Raw genomic sequence first — 23,073 nt, forward strand, 5'->3', positions numbered from 1 at the left:
CGCCGCGATCCTCGTTTGTCTTCGTCGTTCGAACCCGCAAACCGCTCCTCAAAGTTCCGCGTAGAGACCGGAGGCATTCTCATAGGTGAAACGCAGGGGCACCGAGCCCTGGACCTGCCAGGCCTCGACCGGCGTGCCCTCGATCAGGTGGCAGGCGTCGTCGGTCGATACCACCGCGCCGCCATAGAGCCGGTTTGCCAGGTTGAGGATGGCGGTCTGGTGCATGGCGGTGCTGGCGGTGCCGCAGGCATCCTTGACCAGGAGCACGTGGAAGCCGAGCGCCACGGCATCCTTGACCGTCGCATCGACGCAGGCCTCGGTCCACACCCCCGCGATGACCAGCCATTCGATGCCCTTGCGCCGCAATTCTTCTGCCGGCGAACTGGCACCGAACAGGCTCGGCTCCGATTTGAAGACGACCGCCTCTCCCACCGCCGGCGCCACTTCGGCGCAGATGGCGATGTTGGGATCGTCCTTGTCGCTGAAGGCCGAGCGTCCGTCGGGTTGCAGCGGATGGAAGGGGCGGCCGGGCGCCGCGGGATCGACGATATAGGCGGCGTGGTAGAGTGGCACGCCGTGCCGGCGGGCCGTATCCTGCAGGCGGCGCGCCTGCGCCAGGACGCCGGCATAGCCTTCGACCAGATAGCGTGGATCGGCCCGATGCTCCTCCTGGAGATCGATGAAGATGGCCGCCATCTTGCCGGTGTCGATACGCAGCGTCCGTTTCACTCAGATTGGTCCTTCCAGGAATTCGTCTTCATAGGGAAAGCGCGACAGGAGTTCCGTGCCGGTCTCGGTGATGAGGATCTCGTCTTCGAGCTTGACGCCTTCGCGCCCGCCCTTCTCGCCGATATAGCTTTCCACCGAGACGACCATCCCGGGCACCAGGTGCCCGTCGCGGCCATAGGTTTCGTAGTCCATTGAATGGGCGATGAACGGCGTTTCTCCATGCATGCCGACGCCGTGCATCACCGAGGTGTAGCGCTGGTCGACGAAACGCTCTGGGATCTTCCAGGCCTTCTCGGCGATCTCGCGGAAGGCCATGCCCGGCTTCACGATGCCGATATTGTGCTGCACCTGGTCGTAGGACATGCGGTACAGCATCTTCTGATAGGTCGTCGGCTTGCCCGGACCGCAGCGGAAGGTGCGGGAGAAATCGGAATAGTAGCCATAGCAGCCGATCGTGTCGGTATCGAGGGCCACCAGCTCACCCGGGCGGATCTTGCGCCCGCTCGCCTCGTTGAACCAGGGATTGGTGCGCTGGCCCGAGCTCAAAAGGCGCGTCTCGATAAATTCGCCGCCCTGCCGGATCACCTCGTGATACATGATGGCGAAGAGTTCGTTCTCCGAAACGCCCGGCTTGATCGCCTGCCGGACCGCCGCGACGGCCGCTTCGGCCCCCGCCATCGAAACCTGGAGGCACTTGACCTCCTCGGGCGTCTTGACGGCGCGCACCGCCAGGATCTCCCCTTGGCAGTCTCTCACATCGCAGCCGCGTTTTTGCAGCGCCAGCGCCTGCAGATGGCTGCAGCGGTCGAGGCCGAGCTTCATCGACCCGCCGCCATGGCTTCGCAGAAGCTCGGCGATCTCGTCGGCGAAGGGGCCGGCCGTCTCGTCGTCCCGGCCGGAGACCGACGACCAGACCAGCTTGGAAGGCCTGGCTTCGTCGACCGTGTCGAGCACCATCGAGACATGATAGCTCTGCGGATATTCGAACAGGACGATCGGTCCCTCGGTGGGGACAAAGAAATAGCGCGTGGAGTTGCGTAGGAAATAGCCGAACATATTGCGCGAGCCGGTGGCATAGCGCTGGTTGTAGGGGTCGAACAGCACGACAGCGCCGTAGCCCGCCTCGGCCATCCATCGGCGCAGCCGGGCAAGACGGCCCTTGCGCAGGGCATCGGCGTCGATGAAGGAAGGCTCGGTGTCGGAAAGCCACATGCCGCCGGCCGAATCCGCGGCCGCCGGATGGCGCATGCGATCCTTGAAATCGACATCCTCGACGCGATCCGGATCGAAAACCACAATGCTCATGAACAGTCTCCTGTCCGTGGACTGTGACCAACCGGCGCGCGTATTGTTTGCCTGCTTTCCGCGAAAACTATGCGCGATTCCGCTAGGCGGGATTTTGTGACCTTGCTGCTTGGACCCGGCAGAGCAGACGTATATGGATCAATATTGTCATCCCGGACGCGATGCGGCGCGCAGTGACGCTTCGCAGATCCGGGACCGCCCTCAAAATGGAGCGCCTTTCCCGTCTCGCGGCCCCGTGTCTGCGACGCAGCATTCCATGCTGCATTGCGCACGGGATGACGAGAAAGCTCCATATGCGATCGCCCTCTCATGCTCGCGGCGCCTCCCCCGAGATCGACTTGCGCTGGCGCACCCCCCGGGGCGCGTAGCCGAAGCTGTCCCGGAAGGCCCGGGAGAAATTGGCCGCATTGGCGAAGCCGCAGGCGAGCGCCACCTCGCCGACCCGCAGGCTCGAATGGGTGAGCAGGTCGGCCGCCCGCCTGAGGCGCAGGCTGCGGTAATAGTGGCTCGGCGTCACGCCGAGTTCGGCGCGGAAGGAACGTTCGAGCTTGTCGGCCGATACGCCGAGGCGCCGCGCCAGCGCGTCCATGCGCAGGAGATCCTCGACGCAGTCTTCCATGATCGCCACGGCGGCCAGCACGAGTTCGTCGCCGATCCCGGTGCGCAGGCGCAACGGCATCAGCCGCCGGTCCACGCTCGACCGCAGCGGGCTGTGCACGAACCATTCGGCGACCCCGGCCGAGAGCTCGCCGCCATGATCGCGGCCGATCATCTCCAGCATCATGTCGAGACTGCCCACCCCGCCTGCCGCGGTGAAACGGCGCCGGTCGATTACATAGAGGTCCCGCCTCATGTCGAGACCGGGAAAAGCCTCGCGAAAAGCGGGTTGGCTGGTCCAGTGCAGGGTGCAGGCATGGCCATCGAGCAATCCGGCCCGGGCCAGCAGGAAAGCCGCGTCGGCGACCGATCCGAGATCGGCGCCAGCGCGCAGGTTGCGGCGGATCCAGGCCATGGCGTCCTCGGCGACCAGATGATCGGCATCGCCGCCCGAGCACACCACGATGCGATCGACCACGGGGGCATTCCGAACGCCGAAATCGGGCTCGATATGAATGCCATTGGAGGCCCGCACCTTGGCACCGTCGGGCCCAACCGTGATCCATGAATAGCAGCGCCCGCCCGACAGCGTGTTGGCGGCGCGCAACGGCTCGATCACCGAGCTGAACGCCATCAGCGGAAAGCCCGGAAACATCAGCACGGCAAAGCGGATCGTCTCGCCGACCGGCCTTTCGTTCAGCCTCGTCTCCATGGCATCGATCCCTTCCGCTTTCGCATGCCGAGCCTTGCGCGGTATGCCTCAGGGTTCTCCGGCACCGATCTCAGCGCGCCGGCGGGTGATATAGACCTCGAGCTCCTCGCGAACGGCTTCGTCCATCGCGGGCTCCTGATAGTCCCGCAATGCTTGCTGCCAGAGGCCGGTCGCCCGCTCGAGCGCGTCACGCGCCCCTGCCTCCTGCCAGCTGCCATAGTTCTGCCAATTGGAGAGCATCGGCTGATAGAAGGCGGTTTCGTAGCGCGACATCGTGTGTTCGCTGCCGAAGAAATGCCCTCCGGCCGGCACGGCCTTGATCGCCTCGAAGCCGAGATCATCCTCCTCGAAGGGCATCGGCCGCAGGAACTCCATCATGTTCTGGAGGATCTCGACGTCGAGGACGAGCTTCTCATAGGACGCCGTGAGGCCGCCCTCCAGCCAGCCGGCGGCATGATAGATCAGATTGGCCCCGCCCAGGACCGCGCCCCAGGTCGCCATCTCCGTCTCATAGGCGGCCTGCAGGTCGACGGCGTTGGAGGCATTGGCATTGGAGGTGCGGTAGGGCAGGCCATAACGCCGCGCCAGCTGGCCGGCGATGATGTTGGCCTTGGTGTTCTCGGGCGTGCCGAAGGCCGGCGCACCCGAGCGCATGTCGACATTGGAGGTGAAGGCCCCGTACATCACCGGCGTGCCTGGATTGACGAGCTGCGTCAGCACGACCCCGAACAGGGCCTCGGCATTCTGCTGGCACAACGCGGCTGCCAAAGTCACCGGCGTCATCGCGCCCATCAGCGTGAAGGGGGTGACCGTCACCGGCTGGCCATGCTCGGCCATGGCCATGAGGCCGTCCGCCATGGCGTCATCGAAGAGCCGCGGCGAATTGACGGAGATGATGGTGATGACGCCGGGCGAGGCGCGCATCTCTTCCAGCGTGATGCCTCGGGCGATCGCCATCATATTGATGGCGTCCATGGCACGGCCGCGCCCGATGGCGCTGCAGTGAAAGCTCAGATCGCTGAGGGACAAATTGGCCCTGTAGGTGTCGAGATGGCGCGAATTGGCCGGCAGCTCGATCGGCGCGCAGACCTGGTTGCCCAGGATGTGGATGGCGTTGAAATAATGCGCCAGCCGGGTGAAGTTCTCATAGTCGACGAGATTTCCGGCTCGCCGGCCATTGATGCGGTCGTGCACATTGGGCGGCCCGGCCACTAGGCCGAAGACCAGCGCATTGCCGCCGATCTCGAGCTGCTTGTCGGCGTTGCGACCCGTCAGGGTAAAGCGGCGCGGCGCCGTGCGGAGCGCCTCCTTCACCAACGTCTCGTCGATGCGGATGGTCTGGTTCTCCCGGTCGACCAGCGCGCCGGCCTTTTCGAACAGGTCCATCGCCCGCGTGCTCATCACCCGGATGCCGAGTTCGGAGAGGATGCGCATCGAACTGCGATGCAGCACCTCCATGCGCTCCTGGTCCAGCATCTGCATGGGTGAATAGGGATTCGACACACGCTGCCAGGGCAGCTGGGGAATGCCCCCGCCCCGCATGCTCCTCGATCGGCGCCCCCCGCTACGCCTGTCCTGTGCCATGCCCGGTACGCCCACCCTGTTTATTCATCCGACAACTCGGCATGATAGGTGTGGCGGGACAGGCCTTTCACGCGATTAGTTTGGCGGCATTGCCCAAAAAAATTGATGTCATGGCGAAAAGCGGCATTGAATAGGTCGGCGGAGCTGGACTAGCCTCCGGCAAACATCAAGAGCCGCCATGAAGCCTCCTCCTCCGCTCAACTACATTCGCTCGTTCGAATGCTCGGCCCGCCATTTGAGCTTTACCGAAGCGGCCAAGGAACTGGGCTACACCCAGGCTGCCATCAGCACCCATGTGCGGGCGCTGGAACACTATATCGGCCGGCAATTGTTCGTACGCTATCCACGCAGCCTCAAGCTGACGGAGATGGGCGAGGCCTTCCTGCCGACGCTTCGGCAGGCGCTCGACCAGATCGATCATGCCACCGAAGCCATCCTCGCCTCCGTCCGGAACCGGACGGTGGTGATTTCCTGCCCGGCCACACTGGCCACCAACTGGCTCACCGGCTGCGTCGCCGCTTTCCACGCCAGGCATCCGGATATCGAGGTGGTCCTGCATGGCACGATCTGGGAGGATCCCAGCGAGCCGGCCGCCGATCTCACCATTGCCGCCAGGCGCTTCGACAACAAGCCGCCGGCGGCGATTGCCCTGTGGGACGAAAGTCTCGCTCTGCTCTGCGCGCCGCAATTCCTTTCGGGACCGAATGCGATCCGCTCCCCCGCCGATATCCTCAAACAAGGCTGGATCTTCGTGCATAGCCGGCAGGAATATTGGCAATGCATGGGCGCGGCCCTCGGCATCGAGACGTCGGAGCACGAGAAATATCTCAGCACCAACTCCTCCAATATCGCGCTGGAACTAGCCGCCGCGGGGGCGGGCTGCGTCGCCGTGCAACTCTCGCTCGCGCGTCCCTTCCTGAAGAGAGGGCTCCTGGCCGAACCCTTCAGCGTGCGCCCGCCAAGCCCCTGGGGCTACTACCTTTCCGACAACGCTTCATCCAAGGGCAGCGTGGTGAAAATCGTCAAGGAATGGATCCTGGCCCGCGCCAGGGCGGAGACAGCCTGATACCAAGTTTGACGATACCGATACGCCGAAGGCGGGGGAGGCCTGGGATCGCCGGCATCCTGCCGGCTCTTGGATACGGTGTTTGAGGAGAAGAAGAGCCGGCAGGATGCCGGCGATCCCAGGAAGAGGCGACCTCAACGCCGCTTGGTCCGACGCTATCCTCCGATAGACTTCCCCGATCCGATCCTAGGCCTGACAGGTTCGGCAACAAGCGAAGATCGCGAGGCCAATGACCTCGTTTTATTTGGCCATTCATCGCCGAACACCGCGCTTTTGCCTGGAAGGCCGCCTACCCGCTCCGCCCGCCGCTGCCTAGACTTGGGCGGTCAGGCGAGCGCGCTGCTAGGGACCTTCCGACGGCAACCGCTCTTCGCCGGACGAATGTTCATCGGGAAGTTCGTTCCATGCGTAGCCATGCCCAGGCCGTCGTGATCGGCGGCGGTTTGATCGGTTGCTCGATCCTCTATCACCTCGCCAAGCTCGGCTGGACCGATGTCGTCCTGCTGGAGCGGGACGAACTCACCTCGGGATCGACCTGGCATGCAGCCGCCAATATCCATGGCCTGCACGATTCCACCAATATCAGCCGCCTGCAGCACTACACCATGGCGCTCTACAAGGAGCTGGAGGCCGAGACCGGGCAGGGCTGCGGCATCTTCCAGCCCGGCTCCCTCTATCTGGCCCAGACCGGCGAGCGCGAGCACCAGTTGCGGCTGCAGGAAGCCAAGGCGCGACGCTACGGCATGAACTTCTATGAGGTCTCGCGCAAAGAGGCCGAAAAACTGCACCCGCTCGTGGATTTCTCGGGCATACGCTGCATCATGTTCGAGCCTGAAGGCGGCAATGTCGATCCTTCGGGCGTGACGGCAGCCTATGCCGCCGGGGCGCGTCAACGCGGCGCCGAGATCCATCGCTTCACGCCGGTCACGGGTACCGAGGCCCAGCTCGACGGAAGCTGGATCGTGCGCACCCCGAAAGGCGATATCCGCACCCGATGGATCGTCAACGCGGCCGGCCTATGGGCCCGCGAGGTGGCGGCCATGGCCGGGCTGACGCTACCGCTGATGCCGACCGAGCATCAATATTTCGTCACGCAAACCATCGCCGAGATCGCCGCGCTCGATCGGCGCCTGCCCTCGGTCGCCGACCGCGATGGCGAATACTACCTGCGCCAGGAAGGCCTCGGCCTGCTGGTCGGCGCCTATGAGCGCGACATGCGGTTCTGGGCCGAGGACGGCACGCCTGCAAATTTCGGCCATGAGCTCTTTCCCGACGACCTCGCCCGCATTGAGGACAATATGATGCGGGCGATCGAACGGGTGCCGGTGCTCGGCTCCACCGGCATCCGGCGGGTGATCAACGGCCCGATGATCTGGTCGCCCGACAGCGCCGTGCTGTTCGGCCCGGTGCCGGAAATGAAGAATTATTTCTGCTGCAACGGCATCATTCCCGGGTTCTCCCAGTCGGGCGGCATGGGTAAGCTCGCCGCGGAGTGGATGATCGAGGGCGAACCCTCGCTCGACATGTTCGCCTGGGACCTCGCGCGTTTCGGCTCCTGGGCCGACAAGGCGTTCACCAAGGCCCGGGTGCGCGATCAATATGGCCATCGCTTCAAGATCCACTTCCCCAATGAGGAGCGCAGCGCCGGCCGGCCCGTACGCACGCGTCCCGCCTATGCGATGCAGCAGGACATGGGCGCCGTCTTCGGCCTGAATTTCGGCTGGGAGCATCCGCTTTGGTTCGCCGCCGACGGCGAGCCACGGGAGGAGACCGCCGGTTTCGCCCGCCAGAACTGGTGGGAGCCGGTGGGACGGGAAGCCCGCATGCTGCGCGAGCATGCCGGCATCATCGACATCTCCAATTTCGCCAAATATGAGGTTACGGGACCAGGCGCCCAGGCCTGGCTCGACGCTTTGTTCGCCAATCGCATGCCGGACCGGACCGGCCAGATCCGCCTCACCCCCCTTATCGGCCGGCGAGGCGGCGTTGCCGGCGACTTCACGGTCGCCAAGCTCGCCGATGATTTCTACATGGTCTTCGGTTCCGGCATGGCGGAGCGCTATCACCAGCGCTTCTTCAATGCGGTGCCGCTGCCGGAGGGAACCCTGTTTCGCTCGGTGACGCAGGCGATGTGCGGCTTCAGCGTTGCCGGCCCGAAGGCGCGAATACTCCTGCAAAGCCTGACCTCCGAAGACCTTTCCAACAGCGCGTTCCCCTTCATGCAAGCACGCCATCTCAATCTGGCCGGCATCGAGGTGGTGGCCCTGCGGGTTTCCTTCACGGGCGATCTCGGCTGGGAGCTTCACTGCCAGGCCGCTGACCAGGAGCGGCTCTATCGCGCATTGCTCACGGCCGGAAAACAGATCGGAGCCGGCCCCGTCGGTGCGAGGGCGATGACGTCGCTGCGTATCGAGAAGGGCTATGGCAGCTGGGGGCGCGAATATTCGCCCGAATATTGGCCCCAGGAATCCGGCCTGGCCCGCCTCGTCAAGCTGGACAAGGGCGCCTTCCTCAATCGCGGTGCCTATGCGGCCGTGGCCGGCAATCCGCCGCGCGACCGGCTGGTCACGCTGGCGATCGAGGCCGAGGATGCCGACGCCACCGGCGGCGAACCGATCTTCCTGCCCGATGGCACTCCGCTCGGGCAGGTTACCTCAGGCAGCTACGGATACTGGGTCGGCCAGTCACTGGCCCTCGCTTATGTCAAGGCCGATCTGGCCAGGCCCGGCGATATCGTGACGGTGGCCATATTGGGCATCCAGCGCGAGGCACGTATTCTCGCCGAGCCCGCCTTCGACCCGGGCGGCGAGCGCCTGAGAAGCTGAAGCCTCGCCGACCCGCCTATTGCTTGCCGGGCAGGAGGGCGACGGCCGCTTCCGCCGTCAGCAGGCGGAAGGTCAGGCTTTCGTGGAAGTAGAGCTGGACCGATGTCGCCGAATGGCTGGCATAGCCGATGGAGATGTCCTGTCCCACGGACAATTCGAAATCCCCGCCCCGCGTCGTCAGCACCAGCCCGCCCTCGATGGCAGGGGCCCAGATGATCGGCCCGTCCACCAGGCGTTCCATATGCTGGAAGACCGGATACCCGTCGTCGCTGCCGCCGGCTGCGGCCGTATAGGCATCGGCTCCCAGCACCAGCGCATAGGGTCCTTCCACCCCCGCCAGCCGCAACTGGCTCACCGCCTGGGCGACCACGTCCGGATAGCCCTTCACCTGGACCGGAAGTGCCAGTGCCGGATTGCTGAGACCCTGGCGGATGCCCTCGACGCCGGCCGCGGCAAAGCCGTCGAAGACCGCGCGATCCTCGGCGAAGGCGAGCTTGCGCGCCGCTTCCTTCACCGGCGACCAGTCCGAGTCGACTGCCCCCCGCTCCACATCGTCGATCGCCGCGCGGGCGAGCTCGAAGGGAACGCGCAGTTCGACAAAGGCCTTCACCTCCCGCTGCACCGCCTCGACGCCCTCGCCGGGGCCCGCAAGCGGGCGGATATGACCGGTTCCCACCGCCGACGCCGCCAGGCCCTGCGGCCCCTGCAGATCGACAACGCGCCGGGCGGCCAGATGCCGCTTGAGGGTGCGCGCCGCCTCTTCCTCGATCTCGGCCCAGGCGCCGTCGGAGATCGGTGCCAGCTCCCGATGGAGATTATTCATGGTCTGCCTTCCTCTTGAGCGATCCAATACCGAGCGAACCATCGCCGCCGGGCTGCCGCGAACCGGAGCCTTGCGCCGTCCCGGCTCCGGGCGGAGCCGGTGTGGCGGCATCGGGCGCCACATCGTCCAGGAACGTCGCCGAGGGCACGAAGAACAGAGAGCCGGTCACCGCCCGGCTGAAATCCAGCAAGCGATCATAATTGCCCGGCGGCCGGCCGACGAACATGTTCTCGAGCATCTGCTCGATCCTGCGGGGCGAGCGGGCATAGCCGATGAAATAGGTGCCGAACTCACCCTTGCCGGCATCGCCGAACGGCATGTTGTCGCGCAGGATTTCCAAGGTCTCGCCGTTCTCCTCGATCGAGGTCAGAACGTTATGGGCATAGGGCGCCTTGAGCGCATCGTCCTGCTCGATGTCGGACAGCTTGGAGCGCCCGATGATTTTCTCCTGAGCCTCGACAGGCAGCCGGTTCCAGCCCGTCAGGTCATGCAGGTATTTCTGCACGATCACATAGCTCCCGCCGGCGAAGGCGCCATCCTCCTCGCCGATGATGGTCGCCTCCAGCGCCGCCTCGTCGACCGGGTTCTCGGTACCGTCGACGAAACCGATCAAGTCGCGGTCGTCGAAATATTTGAAGCCGTGCACCTCGTCGGCACTGGCGACGGCGTCCCCGATCCGCGCCATGATCTGCGTCGCCAGTTCGAAGCAAAGGTCCATACGCTGGGCGCGAATGTGAAACAGGATGTCCCCCGGCGTCGAGACCGCGTGATGCTGCCCCTTTATCTCGCGGAAGGCATGCAGCTCCTTGGGCCGGGGTGTTCCGAAGAGCCGGTCCCACATCTGCGAGCCAAACCCCATCACGCAGGACAGCCGCCCCTCGAGATCCCGGAATCCCACCGCCCGCAGCAGTCCCGACAGATCCGCGCACAACGCCCGGATCGCCCCCTCGTGCTCCGGACCGGACTTGACGGTCACAACCAGGAAAATGGCACTGCGCGTAAGGGGAGTAACGACCGGCTGCGAAACGGTAGAGGGCAAACTCGACTCCATGCTTCTATTCATCCGCAGCCATCGCGTGAGCGGGCGATCAGAGACTCACGCCGACAACTCACCATATCCCGAGCCTTGCGCACAAGCCTCTCGACTCCTGGCGCTCATCGCGATGGGCCCGAGGTCGGTACCCCCGCAAGCCCCAGCAGCCCGGCGAGGGGCGACGGTTCCCTGGAGGCGGGCTCGTAGACGCAGGAAGCCGCCAGAATCGCCAGGCCCAGTATGCAGATCGTGATCCGTTTCATTGGAAACCTCACCGGGCGCGGCAATGCCGCGCCCTACGGGTTGCAGATGGAAAAGGCGGGCGAGACGAAGAGCTCCGCCCTCAGGCGAGGGAAAGCTCGACATTGATATTGCCGCGCGTCGCCTTCGAATAGGGGCAGGTCTGGTGGGCTTCCTCGACGATCGCCTGTGCGAGCTCGCGATCGAGGCCGGGCAGGCTGACCTTCAGGCGCGCCTGCAGGAAATAGGCGCCATCGGTGGTGCCGAGATCGACCTCCGTGTCCACGGCCGTGTCGGTCGGCAGCTTCAGCTTGCGCTTGCCGGCTGCGAGGCCCATGGCGCCGATGAAGCAGGCCGACCAGCCTGCCGCGAACAGCTGCTCGGGATTGGTGCCAGGCTGGCTGCTGCCGGGCGGCGACAGTTTGATGTCGAGCCGGGCATCGTCGCTGCGCGCAGCCCCATCCCGGCCACCGGTGGTGTGGGTCCGGCCTGTGTAGAGAACCTTGTCGATCTTGGTCATGATACGCTCCTGTTCGTCTGGAGGCTGTCATGATCCATAACAGCCTCTGGGGTTGGCGATACCGCCATCTGCGGCATCGGAAAGACCGGAGTGTCTTGAAGGGAGCGTTTGTCCGCCATGTTTCCGAAAACCCCGGAAGTGTAACAAAGCGTAGCTTCCGGCGAGATCGACATGTTGGCATACCACGACGGCGGAAAATCGCGGCTGGCTCGGAGTGGCACGGGCCGATCCCGCCAACAAAAGGCGCAGCGTTACGATGAGGAGAAACACGTTCTCCCGATCGATACACCGTGAATGTCTTCAGAAAAACCTGGGGCCTTTACCGAATGGCGACTTCCGCCACCAGTCCCCCGCCGTCGCGGTTGTAGAGCCGGACCGTGCCACCGATGGTCCCTGCCAGTTGCTGGGCAATGGCAAGGCCGAGGCCCGTGCCGCCGGTCTCGCGATTGCGGGATTGCTCCAGGCGGAAGAAGGGCTGCATGGCCGCCTTCAGCATGTCTTCGGGTATGCCGGGGCCGCGATCCATCACCGCGATGACGGTCCGGCCATCGGCTTTGCGCTCCACGCCCACCTCGGCGGCACCGGCGAATTTCAGCGCATTGTCGATGAAGTTCGAGAGAATGCGCCGCAGCGCATGCGGCTTGGTCGAGGCGACGCCGTCGACATAACCGATGACGCTCACGGCCTTGCCGGTATCTTGATAATCATAGGCGATGCTGTCGATGAAGGAGGCGAGGTCGATGCGGGCCGCCTTCTCGCCGCTGCTGTGGGAGCTGCGGGCATAGGCGATGCCGTCCTGGACCAGGCGCTCGATCTCGCGCAGGTCCCGTACCAGCTTGTCCTTCTCCGGCGATTCATCGGCCATGTCGGCCCTGAGCCGCATGCGGGTGATCGGCGTTTGCAGGTCGTGCGAGATCGCGGCGAGAATCTGGACGCGTTCCTCCAGATAATGGGCGATGCGCTCGCGCATCCCGTTGAAGGCGCGGGCAGCATGGGCAACCTCGCTCGGGCCTTCCTCGCTGAGTGGTGCGCTCTTGCCGTTGGGATCGAGGGCCTCGGCGGCGGCGGCGAGAGCCCCGAGGGGCCGGATTGCCTGCCTGACGGCGAGCCAGGTACAGAGCAGCAGCAACGCCATCTGCAGGGCGAGGACGTAAGGCAGCCAGTCCGCGATCGGCATGACCCCGCGCGGCGTGATCTCGATGGTCAGCGGGCTGCCGTCGCTCAGGGTCAGATGGGCCTGCAGGCGCCCGCCCTCCCCCGGTATGGCTTCGATGCGCAGGGGGAAACGGGACCCTGCCGCGCTCTCCAGCTTGGCGGCGATCTCCTGGCCATGCCGGGAGGTGTTGGGCACGCCGGCAAGGCCCGGCCCCAGAATGATGTTGTAATTGCCGCGGCTCAGCCAATCGGCCAGTTTCGGCCTCTCGCTCGCCGGCGTCCGGTCGAGAACCGCGATCGAGGTTGCCACATCGTCTTTCAACGTGCGCAGCATCATCTCCTTCGCCGATAAGTAGCGTTCGGCAGAAAGGACCGCGAAGGACAGGCCATTGGCGATCGCCAGCCCGGCGAGCAGGATCAGGAACAGCCGGGCGCGAAGGGTCGTCGGCCACAAGGCACGAAAGGCGCCGGCGATCACGTCCGGGGCTCCGAGATCTCGACGGGAACGGCGAGAACATAGCCTTCGCTGCGCACGGTCTTGATGTAGGTCGGCTCGCGGGCGTCGTCGCCGAGTCGCTGGCGCAGGCGGCTGACCAGAAGATCGATCGAGCGGTCGAACAGGTCCGCATCCCGCCCCTGGGTGAGGTTCAGGAGCTGGTCGCGGTTGAGCACGCGCTGGGGGTGATCGATGAAAACGCGCAGCAGCCGGTATTCGGCCCCGCTCAGTGCCACCTCCGTGCCCTGCCCGTCGAGGAGATGGCGGCCCACGGTGTCGAGCCGCCATTCACCGAAGGTCAGCAGCTGGCCGGCCTCGCTGATCTGCAGATTGGGCGGCAGCATCCGGGTTCGCCGCAGGACGGCGTTGATGCGCGCCAGCAACTCGCGGGCGGCAAAGGGCTTCGGCAGATAGTCGTCTGCGCCCATTTCCAGCCCGATGATCCGATCCATCTCGTCGCTGCGGGCCGTCAGCATGAGGATCGGCGTCGCCTTGTTTTTTCCGGCCCGCAATTCGCGGCAGAGCACGAGGCCGTCCTGGCCCGGCATCATCACGTCGAGTACGATCAGGTCGACGGTATTGGCCTCGAGGAAGCTGCGCATCTGGCGTCCATCGGCAGCGACCGAGGCGCGAAGACCGTTTTTCTTCAGATAGCTCGACACCAGGTCGCGAATTTCGCTGTCGTCATCGACGATCAGTATGTGGTCGACATGTTCCATGCCCGAACTTCCTGCTTCCGCCGGTCAACTGATACCTGCACTCGAAGGTGCCGATGCATTCGAGTCTGGCTATTACATTGCAATGCCGTGCCTTGCGAGCAATGCGCGTTTTGGTGAAGGCTCGTATTGCTCCAGCCCACCGGTTTCTGGCGAGGCAGTCGAATCGCAAGAACGGTTTCGCCTGCTGAAAGCCCCACCCGATGCGCAGAAGCAGGGCCCACGGCACCGGACGGAACTAGACCAGCGCGATGTATCCTGGATGTGTCCCACGCCGGCGCCTCCCGCATATGGATGTAGGATCCGGCGGGCACGGATACGTTGCGATACAATCGGAGCCCTTTCGGCGGCGCCTGACTTTTGAGCCCTCGCGTCGCCGCCGAGCCGGCGCCTACACTGCGGTACAAACGCCCACGGCTCCGGACACATTCACGATACTCGCGCACGCCACATCAGCCTCCTTGCTCGCCGGGCCTCCTCGCCCCCCGACCGCTCCCTCCGTTGCACAGGAGACAATGATGCTTCTTCTAGCCATTGCCTATTTCGGCGGCGTGCTGACCATTCTCAGCCCCTGCATCCTGCCCATTCTGCCTTTCGTCTTCGTCGGAACAGGGCTGCCTTTCCTGCGCGGCACCCTGCCCATGCTCATCGGCATGGCCTTTACCTTCGCGCTGGTAGCGACCCTGGCCGCTGTCGGCGGGAGCTGGGCCATCCAGGCCAATGAGTTCGGGCGCCTGGCTGCGCTCGCGCTTCTGGCCATATTCGGCCTGAGCCTGATCTCGCCGCGCCTCGCCGGTGCTGTCACCCGGCCGATCGCCGACCTCGGCAACCGGCTGCACGGCACCTCGGCCGCCTCGGGAGCCCGGACGGCCGGCAGTTCGTTCATCCTCGGCGTGGCAACGGGCCTGCTCTGGGCGCCCTGCGCCGGGCCGATTCTCGGCCTGGTCCTGACCGGCGCGGCTCTTCAGGGTGCCAATATCGAGACGACGCTGCTGCTGCTCGCCTATGCCGGCGGCGCCGCCACCTCGCTGGCCGGCGCCCTCCTGGTGGGCGGCAGGCTCCTTGCAGGCATGAAACGTTCGCTCGGCGTCAGCGAGCGTATCCGCCAGGGTCTCGGCGTAGCCGTGCTCGCCGGTGTCGGCACCGTTGCTTTCGGCCTGGACACAGGCCTGCTGGCGCGGCTCTCCTATGCCAGCACGGCGAGCATCGAGCAGGCCATTCTCGACAGGCTGCATGTGGACCCGCAAACGGCCATGGCGTCTGGTCTCGCCAGCGGCGGCATGCTGATCGCGAGCGCCAAGGCACAGACGCCCTTCCGCAGCAATCTCCCCGTCGAGGGCCAGGCTCCCTCGCTCGACGGCGCCGTCGCCTGGCTGAATTCGCCCCCGCTCACCACGGAGCAACTGCGCGGCAAGGTGGTGCTCGTCGATTTCTGGACTTATTCCTGCATCAACTGCATCCGCACCACCCCCTATATCCGCGCTTGGGCGGACAGATACAGGGATCAGGGGCTGGTCGTGATCGGTGTGCACGCGCCCGAATTCGCCTTCGAAAAGAAGCTCGACAATGTCAGGCAGGCGGTCAAGGATTTCGGCATCGTCTATCCGGTAGCCATCGATAACGATTATCGCATCTGGCGCGCCTTCCAGAACAGCTATTGGCCAGCCTTCTACCTGATCGATGCCCGCGGCCAGATCCGCTACCACAATTTCGGCGAGGGCAATTACCGCCAGACCGAACAGGCGATCCAGGATCTGCTGCGGGAAGCCGGCAGTAGCGGGCCGGCGAAAGAGGCGGCCGCCCCGGCGGCGAAGGGGGCGGAAGCCAGTCCCGACCTCGCCAATCTCGGTTCGCAGGAGACTTATCTGGGCTATGGCCGGGCCGACAATTTCGCCTCGGCGGAGCGCGTGTCGCCTGACGTGGCCCGAGACTATTCGGTGACGGATCCCGGGCTCAATCAATGGGGCCTTCAGGGCACCTGGACCGTCGGCGCAGAACGGGCGGTGCTCGACAAGCCGGGAGGCGGCATCGTCTACCGCTTCAGCGCCCGTGACCTGCATCTGGTGCTGGGCCCCGGCGCTGCCGGCAAGCCCGTGCGCTTCCAGGTCACCGTCGACGGCAAGGCGCCCGGCCCCGACCACGGGGCCGATATCGATGCCCAGGGAAACGGCCTGGTCACCGAAACGCGGCTCTACCAGCTCGTGCGGCAGTCCGGAGGAGTGGAGACCCGGACTTTCGAGGTCCGCTTTCTCGACCCGGGTGTCGAGGCCTATGCCTTCACCTTCGGATGACCGCTTTCCGCTTCAGTCGCCATCCGCCGCCCGGACGCGCTGTTCCATGTCCCGATACGGGGTGACGCCGACGCGACGGCAAAAGTGGGGCTTCCCTTCAAAATTTTTCTTGAACATTCGTTCCCGAATGTTTAGAGGATCGACATGGCAAGATTGCGGGAATTCGATACCGACGCTGCGCTGGACGCAGCGATCGGCGTGTTCAGGGAACATGGGTTCGAAGGCAGTTCGGCCCAGATGCTCGTGGATGCCATGGGTATCGGCCGGCAAAGCCTCTATGCTGCCTTCGGCGACAAGTGGCAGCTCTATTGTTCGGCCGTGCGCCGCTATGGGTTGGGAGAATGCTCTGCCCATTTCGATGCCCTGCGCAGTGGCGCGCGCGGCATGGATGGCATCAAGGCGATGCTGCGCCGGGTGGTCGATACGGCCGATCAGGCCTGTCTCGGCACCGGTTCGGTCTGCGAGTTCGGTGCGTCCCGCGCCGATCTCGCCGAGATCAATGCATCGCTGGCCCGTAGCCTGAGCGGCGTCATTGCCGGCCGGGTGCGGGACGCCCAGCGCGAGGGCGACGTCGCCGCCGACCTCGATCCGGAAAGGACGGCCGAATTTCTGATCGCCAGCATCTCCGGCATCCGCATTGCTGGGCGCAGTGGCGCCCACCGTCGGATTCTGGCCAGCCTGGCCGATATGGCCTTGAGGGCCTTGCATTAGATTTTTTTGCTGAATTCAGGAACGATCATTCAATATTGGAGACAAGTAATGAAAGCTATCGTCATGAACGGAATCGGCGGAAGCGACAGGCTGTGCCATGTCGAGCGCGCTGAGCCGGTGCCCGGTCCCGGTGAAGTCCTGGTCGAGGTCGCCTTTGCCGGCGTCAATTTCATGGATATCGGCGTCAGGCAGGGCATGGCCTGGACCGAGATGCCTAATCCGAAGATTCTCGGTGTGGAAGGGGCAGGCCGCGTCCTCGCACGAGGTGACGGCGTCGAGGACTTCAAGCCCGGTCAGCGCGTCGCCTGGGTCTACGCCCCAGGCAGCTATGCGGAACGGATCGCCATCCCCTCCCGTGCGCTGGTGCCTGTGCCGGACGCCATCGATGACCGGACGGCCGCCTCGATCATGATGCAGGGTCTTACGGCCAGTCACTTCGCCACCGACTTCTATCCGGTTCAGCCCGGCGACATCGCCTTCGTCCACGCGGCGGCCGGGGGCGTGGGGTTGCTGCTGACCCAGATCGTCAAGCTGCGGGGTGGCCAAGTCATCGGGCGGGTTTCGACGCCGGACAAGGTGGCCATGGCCAAGGCGGCCGGCGCCGACCATGTCATCGTCGATGCCGAAGGGCGGTTTGCCGAGGACGTCCTGCGCCTGACCAGGGGGGAAGGCGTCTCAGTCGTCTATGACGGCTCCGGCCCTGCCACCTTCCAAGGTTCGCTCGACATCTTGCGCCGGTCCGGCACGTTCTGCTGGTATGGCCCGGTTCTGGGCGGCCCCGGCCCGCTCGACATCATGAACCTGCCGAGGAGCATCAAGATCGGCTACGCAGTCTTTTTCGATCATATCCATACGCCCGAACTGCTGCGCATGCGCTCGGCCCGACTGTTCGACTGGCTGGCCGAGGGCAAGCTCGCGATTCGGATCGGCGGCGAATATCGATTGGCGGACGCAGCCAAAGCCCATGCGGACATGGAAAGCCGCAGGACCACCGGCAAGCTGCTGCTCGTCCCCTGACCACCGGGGGCCTGCCGTCCGAGGCTCCCCGGGCCTGATGCAGCAGCACCGGCCCGGCGGCTATCCGCAACTTGGTCTTTCCTTGCCGGGCCGCGCCATGCTTTGCTGAGCCGAAGCCGAAAAGGAGACCGGCATGGGCGCAGACGGCATTTCCGCATTCGCAACAGCGGCCGAACTCGGCCGCCTGCTGGCAGAAGGGCGCACCACCTCCGAAGCCATCGTGGGCCGCGTCCTGGCGCGCATCGCCGCCCATGACGGCGCACTCCATGCCTTTGTCGGCGTCTTTGCGGAGGAGGCGCTCCAGGCCGCTGCCGCGTCCGATCAGCGCCGCCGTCGCGGCGAGGCGCGGGGTTTTCTCGATGGCGTGCCCTATGCCGCCAAGGACTTGTTCCATGTCAGGGGCCGGCCGACAAGGGCCGGCTCCAGGGCTCTCGGCGCCGAGCCCCAGCCTGTGACGGCCAACGCCGTGACGCGCCTCTCGGAGGCCGGCATGGTGCTCGTGGGCAAGGTGCAGACCGTCGAATTCGCCTTCGGCGGCTGGGGTACCAACCATGTCACCGGCACGCCGCTCAATCCACGCGATCCGGACGTGCCCCGGGCACCCGGCGGCTCTTCCAGCGGCTCGGGCGTGGCGGTCGCTGCCGGCCTGGTTCCGGCGGCGCTCGGTACCGACACCGGCGGCTCCATCCGCAATCCCGCCGCCATGTGCGGCATCGTCGGCCTGAAGACCACCGTCGGCCGGATCGGGCGCGGGGGCCTCATGACGCTCGCCCCTTCGTTCGACAGCGTCGGTCCCCTCACCCGCTCGGTCGAGGACGCCGCTTTGCTGTTTGCCGCCATGGCCGGGCGGGACCCCCTCGATCCGGCGACATTCGGCGTGCCGCCGGTCGCCTTGTCGAGCGCACCGGAGCAGGACCTTGCCGGGCTTCGCCTGCGCATCCCCGCCGCGGCAGACCTTGCCGCCGTCGAGCCCCCAGTGCTCGAGCGGTTCCGGGCGGCACTCGCCGATCTCGCGGCACTCGGCGCCGATATTCGTGAAAAGGCGATGCCCCGGCCCCCGGAAGCCTATATGGCGCTGACCGGCGAGCTGATGTCAGCCGAATCCTGGCACCAGCTCGGCCGTTATGCCGGGCCGGACGACAGTCCGGTGCATCCGGACGTACGGTCGCGCATCCTCAAGGGCAAGGAGATCGACGGCGCCCGCTACCAAGACCTGCTGGAGCAGCGGCGCGCCGCACAGATCGAGTTCGCCGCTTATCTGGAGGGCGCGGACGCGCTGCTTACACCCACAGCCCCGATCCTGCCGCCACCGCTGGCCGAGATCGACGAGACGAAGACGCCGCTCGGCACCTTCACGCGCTTCGTCAACCTGATCGATATGGCCGCACTCAGCATCCCGACCGGCTTGGCCGGGAGCCGCCTGCCGACCGCCCTGCAGATAGCAGTGCCGCGTTTCGAGGAAGCCCTGGCCCTGCGCATCGGCCGGGCTCTGGAAATCAGCCGCGGCGGACTGTTCGAGCCGCCGCCCGCCTATCAAGCGCCTTGAGCCATGCCGTCTGCGCGAAAGATTGACCGATCACCACGCGAGGCCGGGTGTTCGGACCTTCCCCTTTCAAGGCGTTCGACACCATTGAGCTTTTGTGCCTGTCGTTGAAGTAATTCCAATAGGTTTCGGGCAGTGAGCAAACACCTTGAAAGAGGTGGTCTTCAGACCTGCTCTCCAAAACTGTCGCTCCGGGCGATGATCTTCCTTGAGGCAGGCCTTTTATGACCCGATCTTATTCCCCGCTCGCATAGAGCCAGCGTGCCACCAGCGCATCGGTATCCGTGCCGAAATCGTCCCGCTCGCCTTCGGAAAAGACGGTGCCGTTCTTCACCACATAGACGTAATCGGTGATGGCGAGCGCGGCGCGAATGTCCTGGTCGACCAGTAGCACCGCCTTGGACAGGTCGCGCGCCAGGCCCTGGACGATGTCGTAGATGGTCTCGCTGGTCTGCGGGTCGACGCCGGCCGTGGGTTCGTCGATCAGGTAGACGGAGGGGTCGGCCAGCAAGCTGCGGGCGATCTCGACCTGCCTCTGCTGGCCGCCGGAAAGCTGGCCGGCCGGCTGGCTGCGTTTCTCCCGGATGACGGGAAAGCGCTGATAGGCGCTGTCGAGACGCTCGGCCAAGACCTGCTTCCTCGGCCTCGCATGCCACAGGCCCAGCTTGAGATTGGCCTCCACCGACAGGTGGGGAAACAGGCTCGGCCGCTGCGGCAGATAGGCGACGCCAAGGCCGAGCATCCGGAAGGGCGGACTGCCGGTGATGTCCCTGGTGCCCAGCAGCACGCGGCCGGCGCTGGGGCGCAGGAAGCCGAACAGGGATTTCAACAGGGTCGACTTGCCGGTGCCGTTCGGACCGACCACGCAGGATATGCGGCCGGGCCAGGCCTTCACCGACAGACCGCGCAGAATGTCGATGTCGCCGGTATAGCCGGCGACGAGATCCTCGCAGGCCAGCAAGCCGGGCATATCGCTCCAGCGTGGCTCGACAGGCACGGAGGCAGTGGTCGAATTCATCTCAGGAGCCTCCCATGCGCGTGCCGGTATAGGCGCGGACCACTTCGGGATTGCGGAGCACGTCCGAAACGGCGCCATCGGCGATTTTGCGGCCCCGTGCCATCACCAGCACGCGCGTGACGACCGAGCGCACGGCATCGAGATTGTGGTCGACCAGCACGATGGTGTGGCCGTCCCGGTTCAGGCTGCGGATATGTTCGACGATCTCGTCGAGCAGGCGCGGATGCACGCCGGCGAAGGGCTCGTCGAGCAGGAGCAGATGCGGCCGCAGCATCAGCGCGCGGCCGAGTTCCAGAAGCTTCTGCTGGCCGCCCGAGAGCGCGCGCGCATACTGGTCGGCAAGGTGCTCGAGCCTGAGGAAGGCGAGCACGCCGCGGGCGTGCTCCTCGGCCGTCCGACGGCGTTCCGACGCGTCCGACAGGGCGGGAACGATCAGGTTCTCCATTACCGTCATGCGCCGGAACAGCCGCGGCACCTGGAAGGTGCGCGCAATGCCGCGGCGGGCATAGAGATGGGCTGGCTGGCCGGCCATGTCGGTGCCGTCGACCTCGATGCGCCCGCCATCAGGTTTCAATGCTCCCGTCACCATGTTGAGGGTGGTGGTCTTGCCCGAACCATTGGGGCCGATCAGGCCCAGTATCTCGCCGCGCCGAAGGGCAAAGGATAGATCCTCGACGGCATGAATGCCGCCGAAATGCTTGGCGAGGCCGCTGATGGAAAAGAAGGCTGCGCTTTCATTCGGCATGGCGTTTCCCGGCTGGTTGGCCTGCCTGCACGGACCGGCGTGTCCGGCCCCAGCGCTCGATCATCGGATAAAGGCCGTTCTGGGCGAAGCGTTGCACCAGGATCAGCACCAGCCCCATCAGGACGAAGCGCCATTCGCCATAGGCCCTGAGGAATTCGGAGAGCACGAAAACGACGACGGCGCCGATGACCGCGCCGGGCAGGCTCTCGATACCCCCGATCACCGCCATGGCGATCACCAGGCCCATCTCCGGCAGGATGGCGATGTTGGGCGTGAGAATGCCGATGAAATGCCCGTAATAGATGCCGGCCACGGCCGCGATCATGCTGGTGACGACGAAGACCAGGATCTTGTAGCGGGTCGTGTCGATGCCGCTGGCGCGCGCAGCGCCTTCGTCCTCGCGAATGGCGCGCAGGAACAGGCCGACGCGGGTCGCCAGCAGGCCGTTCATCGCCAGCATGGCAGCGACCACGAGGCCGAGCCCCAGATAGTAATATGGCAGATCGGACCGGCCGGCGAACAGGGTCGGCACCGGTAGGCCGAGCATGCCGCGGGTAATGCCCTCCTCGGCCACCAGCACCATGCGAAAGATCTCCGCGAGGGCGAGCGTGAACAACGCCAGATAGGGGCCGGACAATCGCAGCACCAGGGCGCCGATCAGCGCGCCGGCGATCGCGGCGAGGAGGACGGCCAGCAGCATGGAGAGGGCGAGCGGCAGGCCGAGCAGGCTCGTGCCGAGAGCCGAGGCATAGCCGCCGAGGGCAGCGAAGGCGACATGGGCGAAGGAGAACTGCCCGGCGAAACCGGCCAGCATGGCCCAGCTCGCCGCCAGCAGGGCGTAGTACCAGGCGATGGCGCCGACATGGATCCAGTAGGTGCCGGCGCCGAGCGGGGCGAGCAGCGCGGCGATCAGCAGGATCGCCTGGACGGCCTGGGACAGGGAGAAGCGCACCGTGGTCCTCCCCAGCCTATTCAAGGCGCAGATGAGAGCGGCCGAAAAGGCCGGTCGGCCGCAGCAGCAGCGTGATGACGAGCAGCAAGGCGCCGAAAGCCTGGGTATAGGCCAGCGCCCGGTTGGGATCGGGCAGGTAGCCGACTCCGAGGCTCTGGACGAGGCCGAGCAGGATGCCGCCGATGATCGAGCCGCCGACCGAGCCCATGCCGCCGAGCACGATGATGATGAAGGCTTGCACGCCGGGCAGGTCGCCCATCGAGGGCGAGAGCGCGAAGACCGGGGCGATCAGCGCCCCGGCGCCGCCGGCGAGGGCCGAACCGAGCCCGAAGGCGACGGTGTACATGCGATGCGGGTCGATCCCGATGACGGCGGCGGAGTCGCGGCTCTGGCTGACGGCATCGAGCGCCTGGCCCAGCGTGGTGCGCTTGAGAAAGAGGGCCAGCCCAACCAGCAGGATCGCCGCGACGACGGCCGCGATCAGGCGGTCATAGGGCAGGATCAGCGGCCCGGCGATCAGAACCCCCGCCATGAAGGAGGGCGGCGATTTGGCGAACGGTCCGAAGACGACGAGACCCAGATTGGTGAGCAGGATGGTAAGCCCGAAGGTGACGATGATGGCGTATTCGTCCTTGCGCTCTACCTTGTCGGTATACATCGGCGCGATCACCAGCCGCTCGAAGGCCACGCCGAACAGGAACAGGGCGATCATCGCGCCGATGACGCCGAGCAGCGGATGCAGGCCGAGGCCGGTAATCAGGTAGTAGGAGGCGTAGCCGCCCAGCATGTAGAGCGAGCCATGGCCGAAATTGACCACCTTCAGCACCGAGAAGACCAGCGTCAGGCCCGAGGCGATGAGCGCGTAGATGAGGCCGATCACCAGCCCGTTCACGGCGAGGAGAAGAAAATAGCTCATGATCGGCTCACGTCTCCCGCCACTCATTTCCAACTTCGCAAACGCGGCCTGTCATTCCCGGCGCAGCTACAGGCGGCGG

19 protein-coding genes are annotated in these 23,073 nt (G+C 65.5%); 6 read left to right on the top strand and 13 right to left on the bottom strand.

The features are described from left to right. Nucleotides 1-48 precede the first annotated feature (48 nt). The 4 genes from J8I29_RS13765 to J8I29_RS13780 form a co-directional block, all read right to left on the bottom strand. Complete coding sequence (locus J8I29_RS13765) at nucleotides 49-729, bottom strand: isochorismatase family protein (protein WP_209432064.1); 681 nt, start codon at nucleotides 727-729, stop codon at nucleotides 49-51. Then, complete coding sequence (locus J8I29_RS13770) at nucleotides 730-2,034, bottom strand: Xaa-Pro peptidase family protein (RefSeq protein WP_209432065.1); 1,305 nt, start codon at nucleotides 2,032-2,034, stop codon at nucleotides 730-732. 307 nt (nucleotides 2,035-2,341) lie between these two features. After that, the gene (locus J8I29_RS13775; protein ID WP_209432066.1) at nucleotides 2,342-3,343 is read right to left on the bottom strand and encodes a GlxA family transcriptional regulator; all 1,002 of its coding nucleotides are present in this window, start codon (nucleotides 3,341-3,343) and stop codon (nucleotides 2,342-2,344) included. 48 nt (nucleotides 3,344-3,391) lie between these two features. After that, the gene (locus J8I29_RS13780; RefSeq protein ID WP_209432067.1) at nucleotides 3,392-4,927 is read right to left on the bottom strand and encodes a trimethylamine methyltransferase family protein; all 1,536 of its coding nucleotides are present in this window, start codon (nucleotides 4,925-4,927) and stop codon (nucleotides 3,392-3,394) included. A gap of 178 nt (nucleotides 4,928-5,105) precedes the next feature. On the opposite strand from J8I29_RS13780, the gene J8I29_RS13785 reads away from it, so the two are divergent. Both J8I29_RS13785 and J8I29_RS13790 read left to right on the top strand, forming a co-directional pair. After that, on the top strand, nucleotides 5,106-5,993 hold the full coding sequence (locus tag J8I29_RS13785) for a LysR substrate-binding domain-containing protein (RefSeq protein WP_209432068.1): 888 nt from the start codon (nucleotides 5,106-5,108) through the stop codon (nucleotides 5,991-5,993). A 404-nt stretch (nucleotides 5,994-6,397) separates the two neighbouring features. Beyond that, nucleotides 6,398-8,818, top strand: coding sequence for an FAD-dependent oxidoreductase (locus tag J8I29_RS13790; protein ID WP_209432069.1), 2,421 nt, complete (start codon nucleotides 6,398-6,400; stop codon nucleotides 8,816-8,818). Nucleotides 8,819-8,834: 16 nt separating this feature from the next. On the opposite strand, the gene J8I29_RS13795 is transcribed toward J8I29_RS13790, so the two are convergent. From J8I29_RS13795 to J8I29_RS13815, 5 genes are all read right to left on the bottom strand, one after another. Further along, nucleotides 8,835-9,641 carry a family 1 encapsulin nanocompartment shell protein gene (locus J8I29_RS13795; RefSeq protein WP_209432070.1) on the bottom strand — a complete coding sequence of 269 codons (807 nt, stop codon included), beginning with the start codon at nucleotides 9,639-9,641 and terminating at the stop codon, nucleotides 8,835-8,837. Continuing rightward, a complete protein-coding gene (locus tag J8I29_RS13800) occupies nucleotides 9,634-10,692 on the bottom strand; it encodes a Dyp-type peroxidase (RefSeq protein WP_209432071.1) in 1,059 nt (352 codons plus the stop codon). Before J8I29_RS13800 ends, J8I29_RS13795 begins: the two co-directional genes overlap by 8 nt. Nucleotides 10,693-11,017: 325 nt before the next feature. Beyond that, nucleotides 11,018-11,434 carry an organic hydroperoxide resistance protein gene (locus J8I29_RS13805; RefSeq protein WP_105860493.1) on the bottom strand — a complete coding sequence of 139 codons (417 nt, stop codon included), beginning with the start codon at nucleotides 11,432-11,434 and terminating at the stop codon, nucleotides 11,018-11,020. Between the two features lie 319 nt (nucleotides 11,435-11,753). Continuing rightward, nucleotides 11,754-13,067: a HAMP domain-containing sensor histidine kinase gene (locus J8I29_RS13810; protein WP_105860494.1), complete on the bottom strand. Its 1,314-nt coding sequence runs from the start codon at nucleotides 13,065-13,067 to the stop codon at nucleotides 11,754-11,756. Beyond that, nucleotides 13,064-13,804: a response regulator gene (locus J8I29_RS13815; RefSeq protein ID WP_209432072.1), complete on the bottom strand. Its 741-nt coding sequence runs from the start codon at nucleotides 13,802-13,804 to the stop codon at nucleotides 13,064-13,066. The genes J8I29_RS13810 and J8I29_RS13815 overlap by 4 nt, the downstream gene beginning before the upstream one ends. Nucleotides 13,805-14,319: 515 nt before the next feature. Between J8I29_RS13815 and J8I29_RS13820 the strand changes: the two genes are divergently transcribed. The 4 genes from J8I29_RS13820 (at nucleotide 14,320) to J8I29_RS13835 (ending at nucleotide 19,366) form a co-directional block, all read left to right on the top strand. Continuing rightward, a complete protein-coding gene (locus tag J8I29_RS13820) occupies nucleotides 14,320-16,092 on the top strand; it encodes a cytochrome c biogenesis protein DipZ (protein WP_209432073.1) in 1,773 nt (590 codons plus the stop codon). 144 nt (nucleotides 16,093-16,236) lie between these two features. Then, nucleotides 16,237-16,803, top strand: coding sequence for a TetR/AcrR family transcriptional regulator (locus J8I29_RS13825; protein ID WP_209432074.1), 567 nt, complete (start codon nucleotides 16,237-16,239; stop codon nucleotides 16,801-16,803). Between the two features lie 48 nt (nucleotides 16,804-16,851). Beyond that, the gene (locus J8I29_RS13830; protein ID WP_209432075.1) at nucleotides 16,852-17,820 is read left to right on the top strand and encodes a quinone oxidoreductase; all 969 of its coding nucleotides are present in this window, start codon (nucleotides 16,852-16,854) and stop codon (nucleotides 17,818-17,820) included. Nucleotides 17,821-17,953: 133 nt separating this feature from the next. Next, entirely contained in the window at nucleotides 17,954-19,366 is a 1,413-nt protein-coding gene (locus tag J8I29_RS13835) for an amidase (RefSeq protein WP_209432076.1), read from the top strand. Between the two features lie 232 nt (nucleotides 19,367-19,598). Here the strand turns inward: J8I29_RS13835 and J8I29_RS13840 are convergent, their stop codons facing one another. Genes J8I29_RS13840 through J8I29_RS13855 form a run of 4 tightly spaced genes read right to left on the bottom strand, consistent with a single transcriptional unit; the run spans nucleotide 19,599 to nucleotide 22,994 of the window. Beyond that, nucleotides 19,599-20,381, bottom strand: a complete 783-nt coding sequence (locus J8I29_RS13840; RefSeq protein ID WP_209432077.1) for an ABC transporter ATP-binding protein — start codon at nucleotides 20,379-20,381, stop codon at nucleotides 19,599-19,601. A gap of 1 nt (nucleotide 20,382) precedes the next feature. Beyond that, entirely contained in the window at nucleotides 20,383-21,126 is a 744-nt protein-coding gene (locus J8I29_RS13845) for an ABC transporter ATP-binding protein (protein WP_209432078.1), read from the bottom strand. Beyond that, entirely contained in the window at nucleotides 21,116-22,078 is a 963-nt protein-coding gene (locus J8I29_RS13850; RefSeq protein WP_209432079.1) for a branched-chain amino acid ABC transporter permease, read from the bottom strand. Before J8I29_RS13850 ends, J8I29_RS13845 begins: the two co-directional genes overlap by 11 nt. A gap of 16 nt (nucleotides 22,079-22,094) precedes the next feature. Next, nucleotides 22,095-22,994, bottom strand: coding sequence for a branched-chain amino acid ABC transporter permease (locus J8I29_RS13855; protein ID WP_209432080.1), 900 nt, complete (start codon nucleotides 22,992-22,994; stop codon nucleotides 22,095-22,097). Between the last annotated feature and the right edge of the window lie 79 nt (nucleotides 22,995-23,073).

Origin of the sequence: Labrys sp. LIt4 (assembly GCF_017813775.1) — a bacterium.
GTDB lineage: Bacteria > Pseudomonadota > Alphaproteobacteria > Rhizobiales > Labraceae > Labrys > Labrys okinawensis_A.

Excerpts from the sequence above, each read along its gene's own strand:
- J8I29_RS13770 (WP_209432065.1), bottom strand. The coding sequence starts at position 2,034 with ATGAGCATTGTGGTTTTCGATCCGGATCGCGTCGAGGATGTCGATTTC.
- J8I29_RS13775 (WP_209432066.1), bottom strand. The coding sequence starts at position 3,343 with ATGGAGACGAGGCTGAACGAAAGGCCGGTCGGCGAGACGATCCGCTTT.
- J8I29_RS13780 (WP_209432067.1), bottom strand. The coding sequence starts at position 4,927 with ATGGCACAGGACAGGCGTAGCGGGGGGCGCCGATCGAGGAGCATGCGG.
- J8I29_RS13785 (WP_209432068.1), top strand. The coding sequence starts at position 5,106 with ATGAAGCCTCCTCCTCCGCTCAACTACATTCGCTCGTTCGAATGCTCG.
- J8I29_RS13790 (WP_209432069.1), top strand. The coding sequence starts at position 6,398 with ATGCGTAGCCATGCCCAGGCCGTCGTGATCGGCGGCGGTTTGATCGGT.
- J8I29_RS13795 (WP_209432070.1), bottom strand. The coding sequence starts at position 9,641 with ATGAATAATCTCCATCGGGAGCTGGCACCGATCTCCGACGGCGCCTGG.
- J8I29_RS13800 (WP_209432071.1), bottom strand. The coding sequence starts at position 10,692 with ATGGAGTCGAGTTTGCCCTCTACCGTTTCGCAGCCGGTCGTTACTCCC.
- J8I29_RS13805 (WP_105860493.1), bottom strand. The coding sequence starts at position 11,434 with ATGACCAAGATCGACAAGGTTCTCTACACAGGCCGGACCCACACCACC.
- J8I29_RS13815 (WP_209432072.1), bottom strand. The coding sequence starts at position 13,804 with ATGGAACATGTCGACCACATACTGATCGTCGATGACGACAGCGAAATT.
- J8I29_RS13820 (WP_209432073.1), top strand. The coding sequence starts at position 14,320 with ATGCTTCTTCTAGCCATTGCCTATTTCGGCGGCGTGCTGACCATTCTC.
- J8I29_RS13825 (WP_209432074.1), top strand. The coding sequence starts at position 16,237 with ATGGCAAGATTGCGGGAATTCGATACCGACGCTGCGCTGGACGCAGCG.
- J8I29_RS13830 (WP_209432075.1), top strand. The coding sequence starts at position 16,852 with ATGAAAGCTATCGTCATGAACGGAATCGGCGGAAGCGACAGGCTGTGC.
- J8I29_RS13835 (WP_209432076.1), top strand. The coding sequence starts at position 17,954 with ATGGGCGCAGACGGCATTTCCGCATTCGCAACAGCGGCCGAACTCGGC.
- J8I29_RS13840 (WP_209432077.1), bottom strand. The coding sequence starts at position 20,381 with ATGAATTCGACCACTGCCTCCGTGCCTGTCGAGCCACGCTGGAGCGAT.
- J8I29_RS13845 (WP_209432078.1), bottom strand. The coding sequence starts at position 21,126 with ATGCCGAATGAAAGCGCAGCCTTCTTTTCCATCAGCGGCCTCGCCAAG.
- J8I29_RS13855 (WP_209432080.1), bottom strand. The coding sequence starts at position 22,994 with ATGAGCTATTTTCTTCTCCTCGCCGTGAACGGGCTGGTGATCGGCCTC.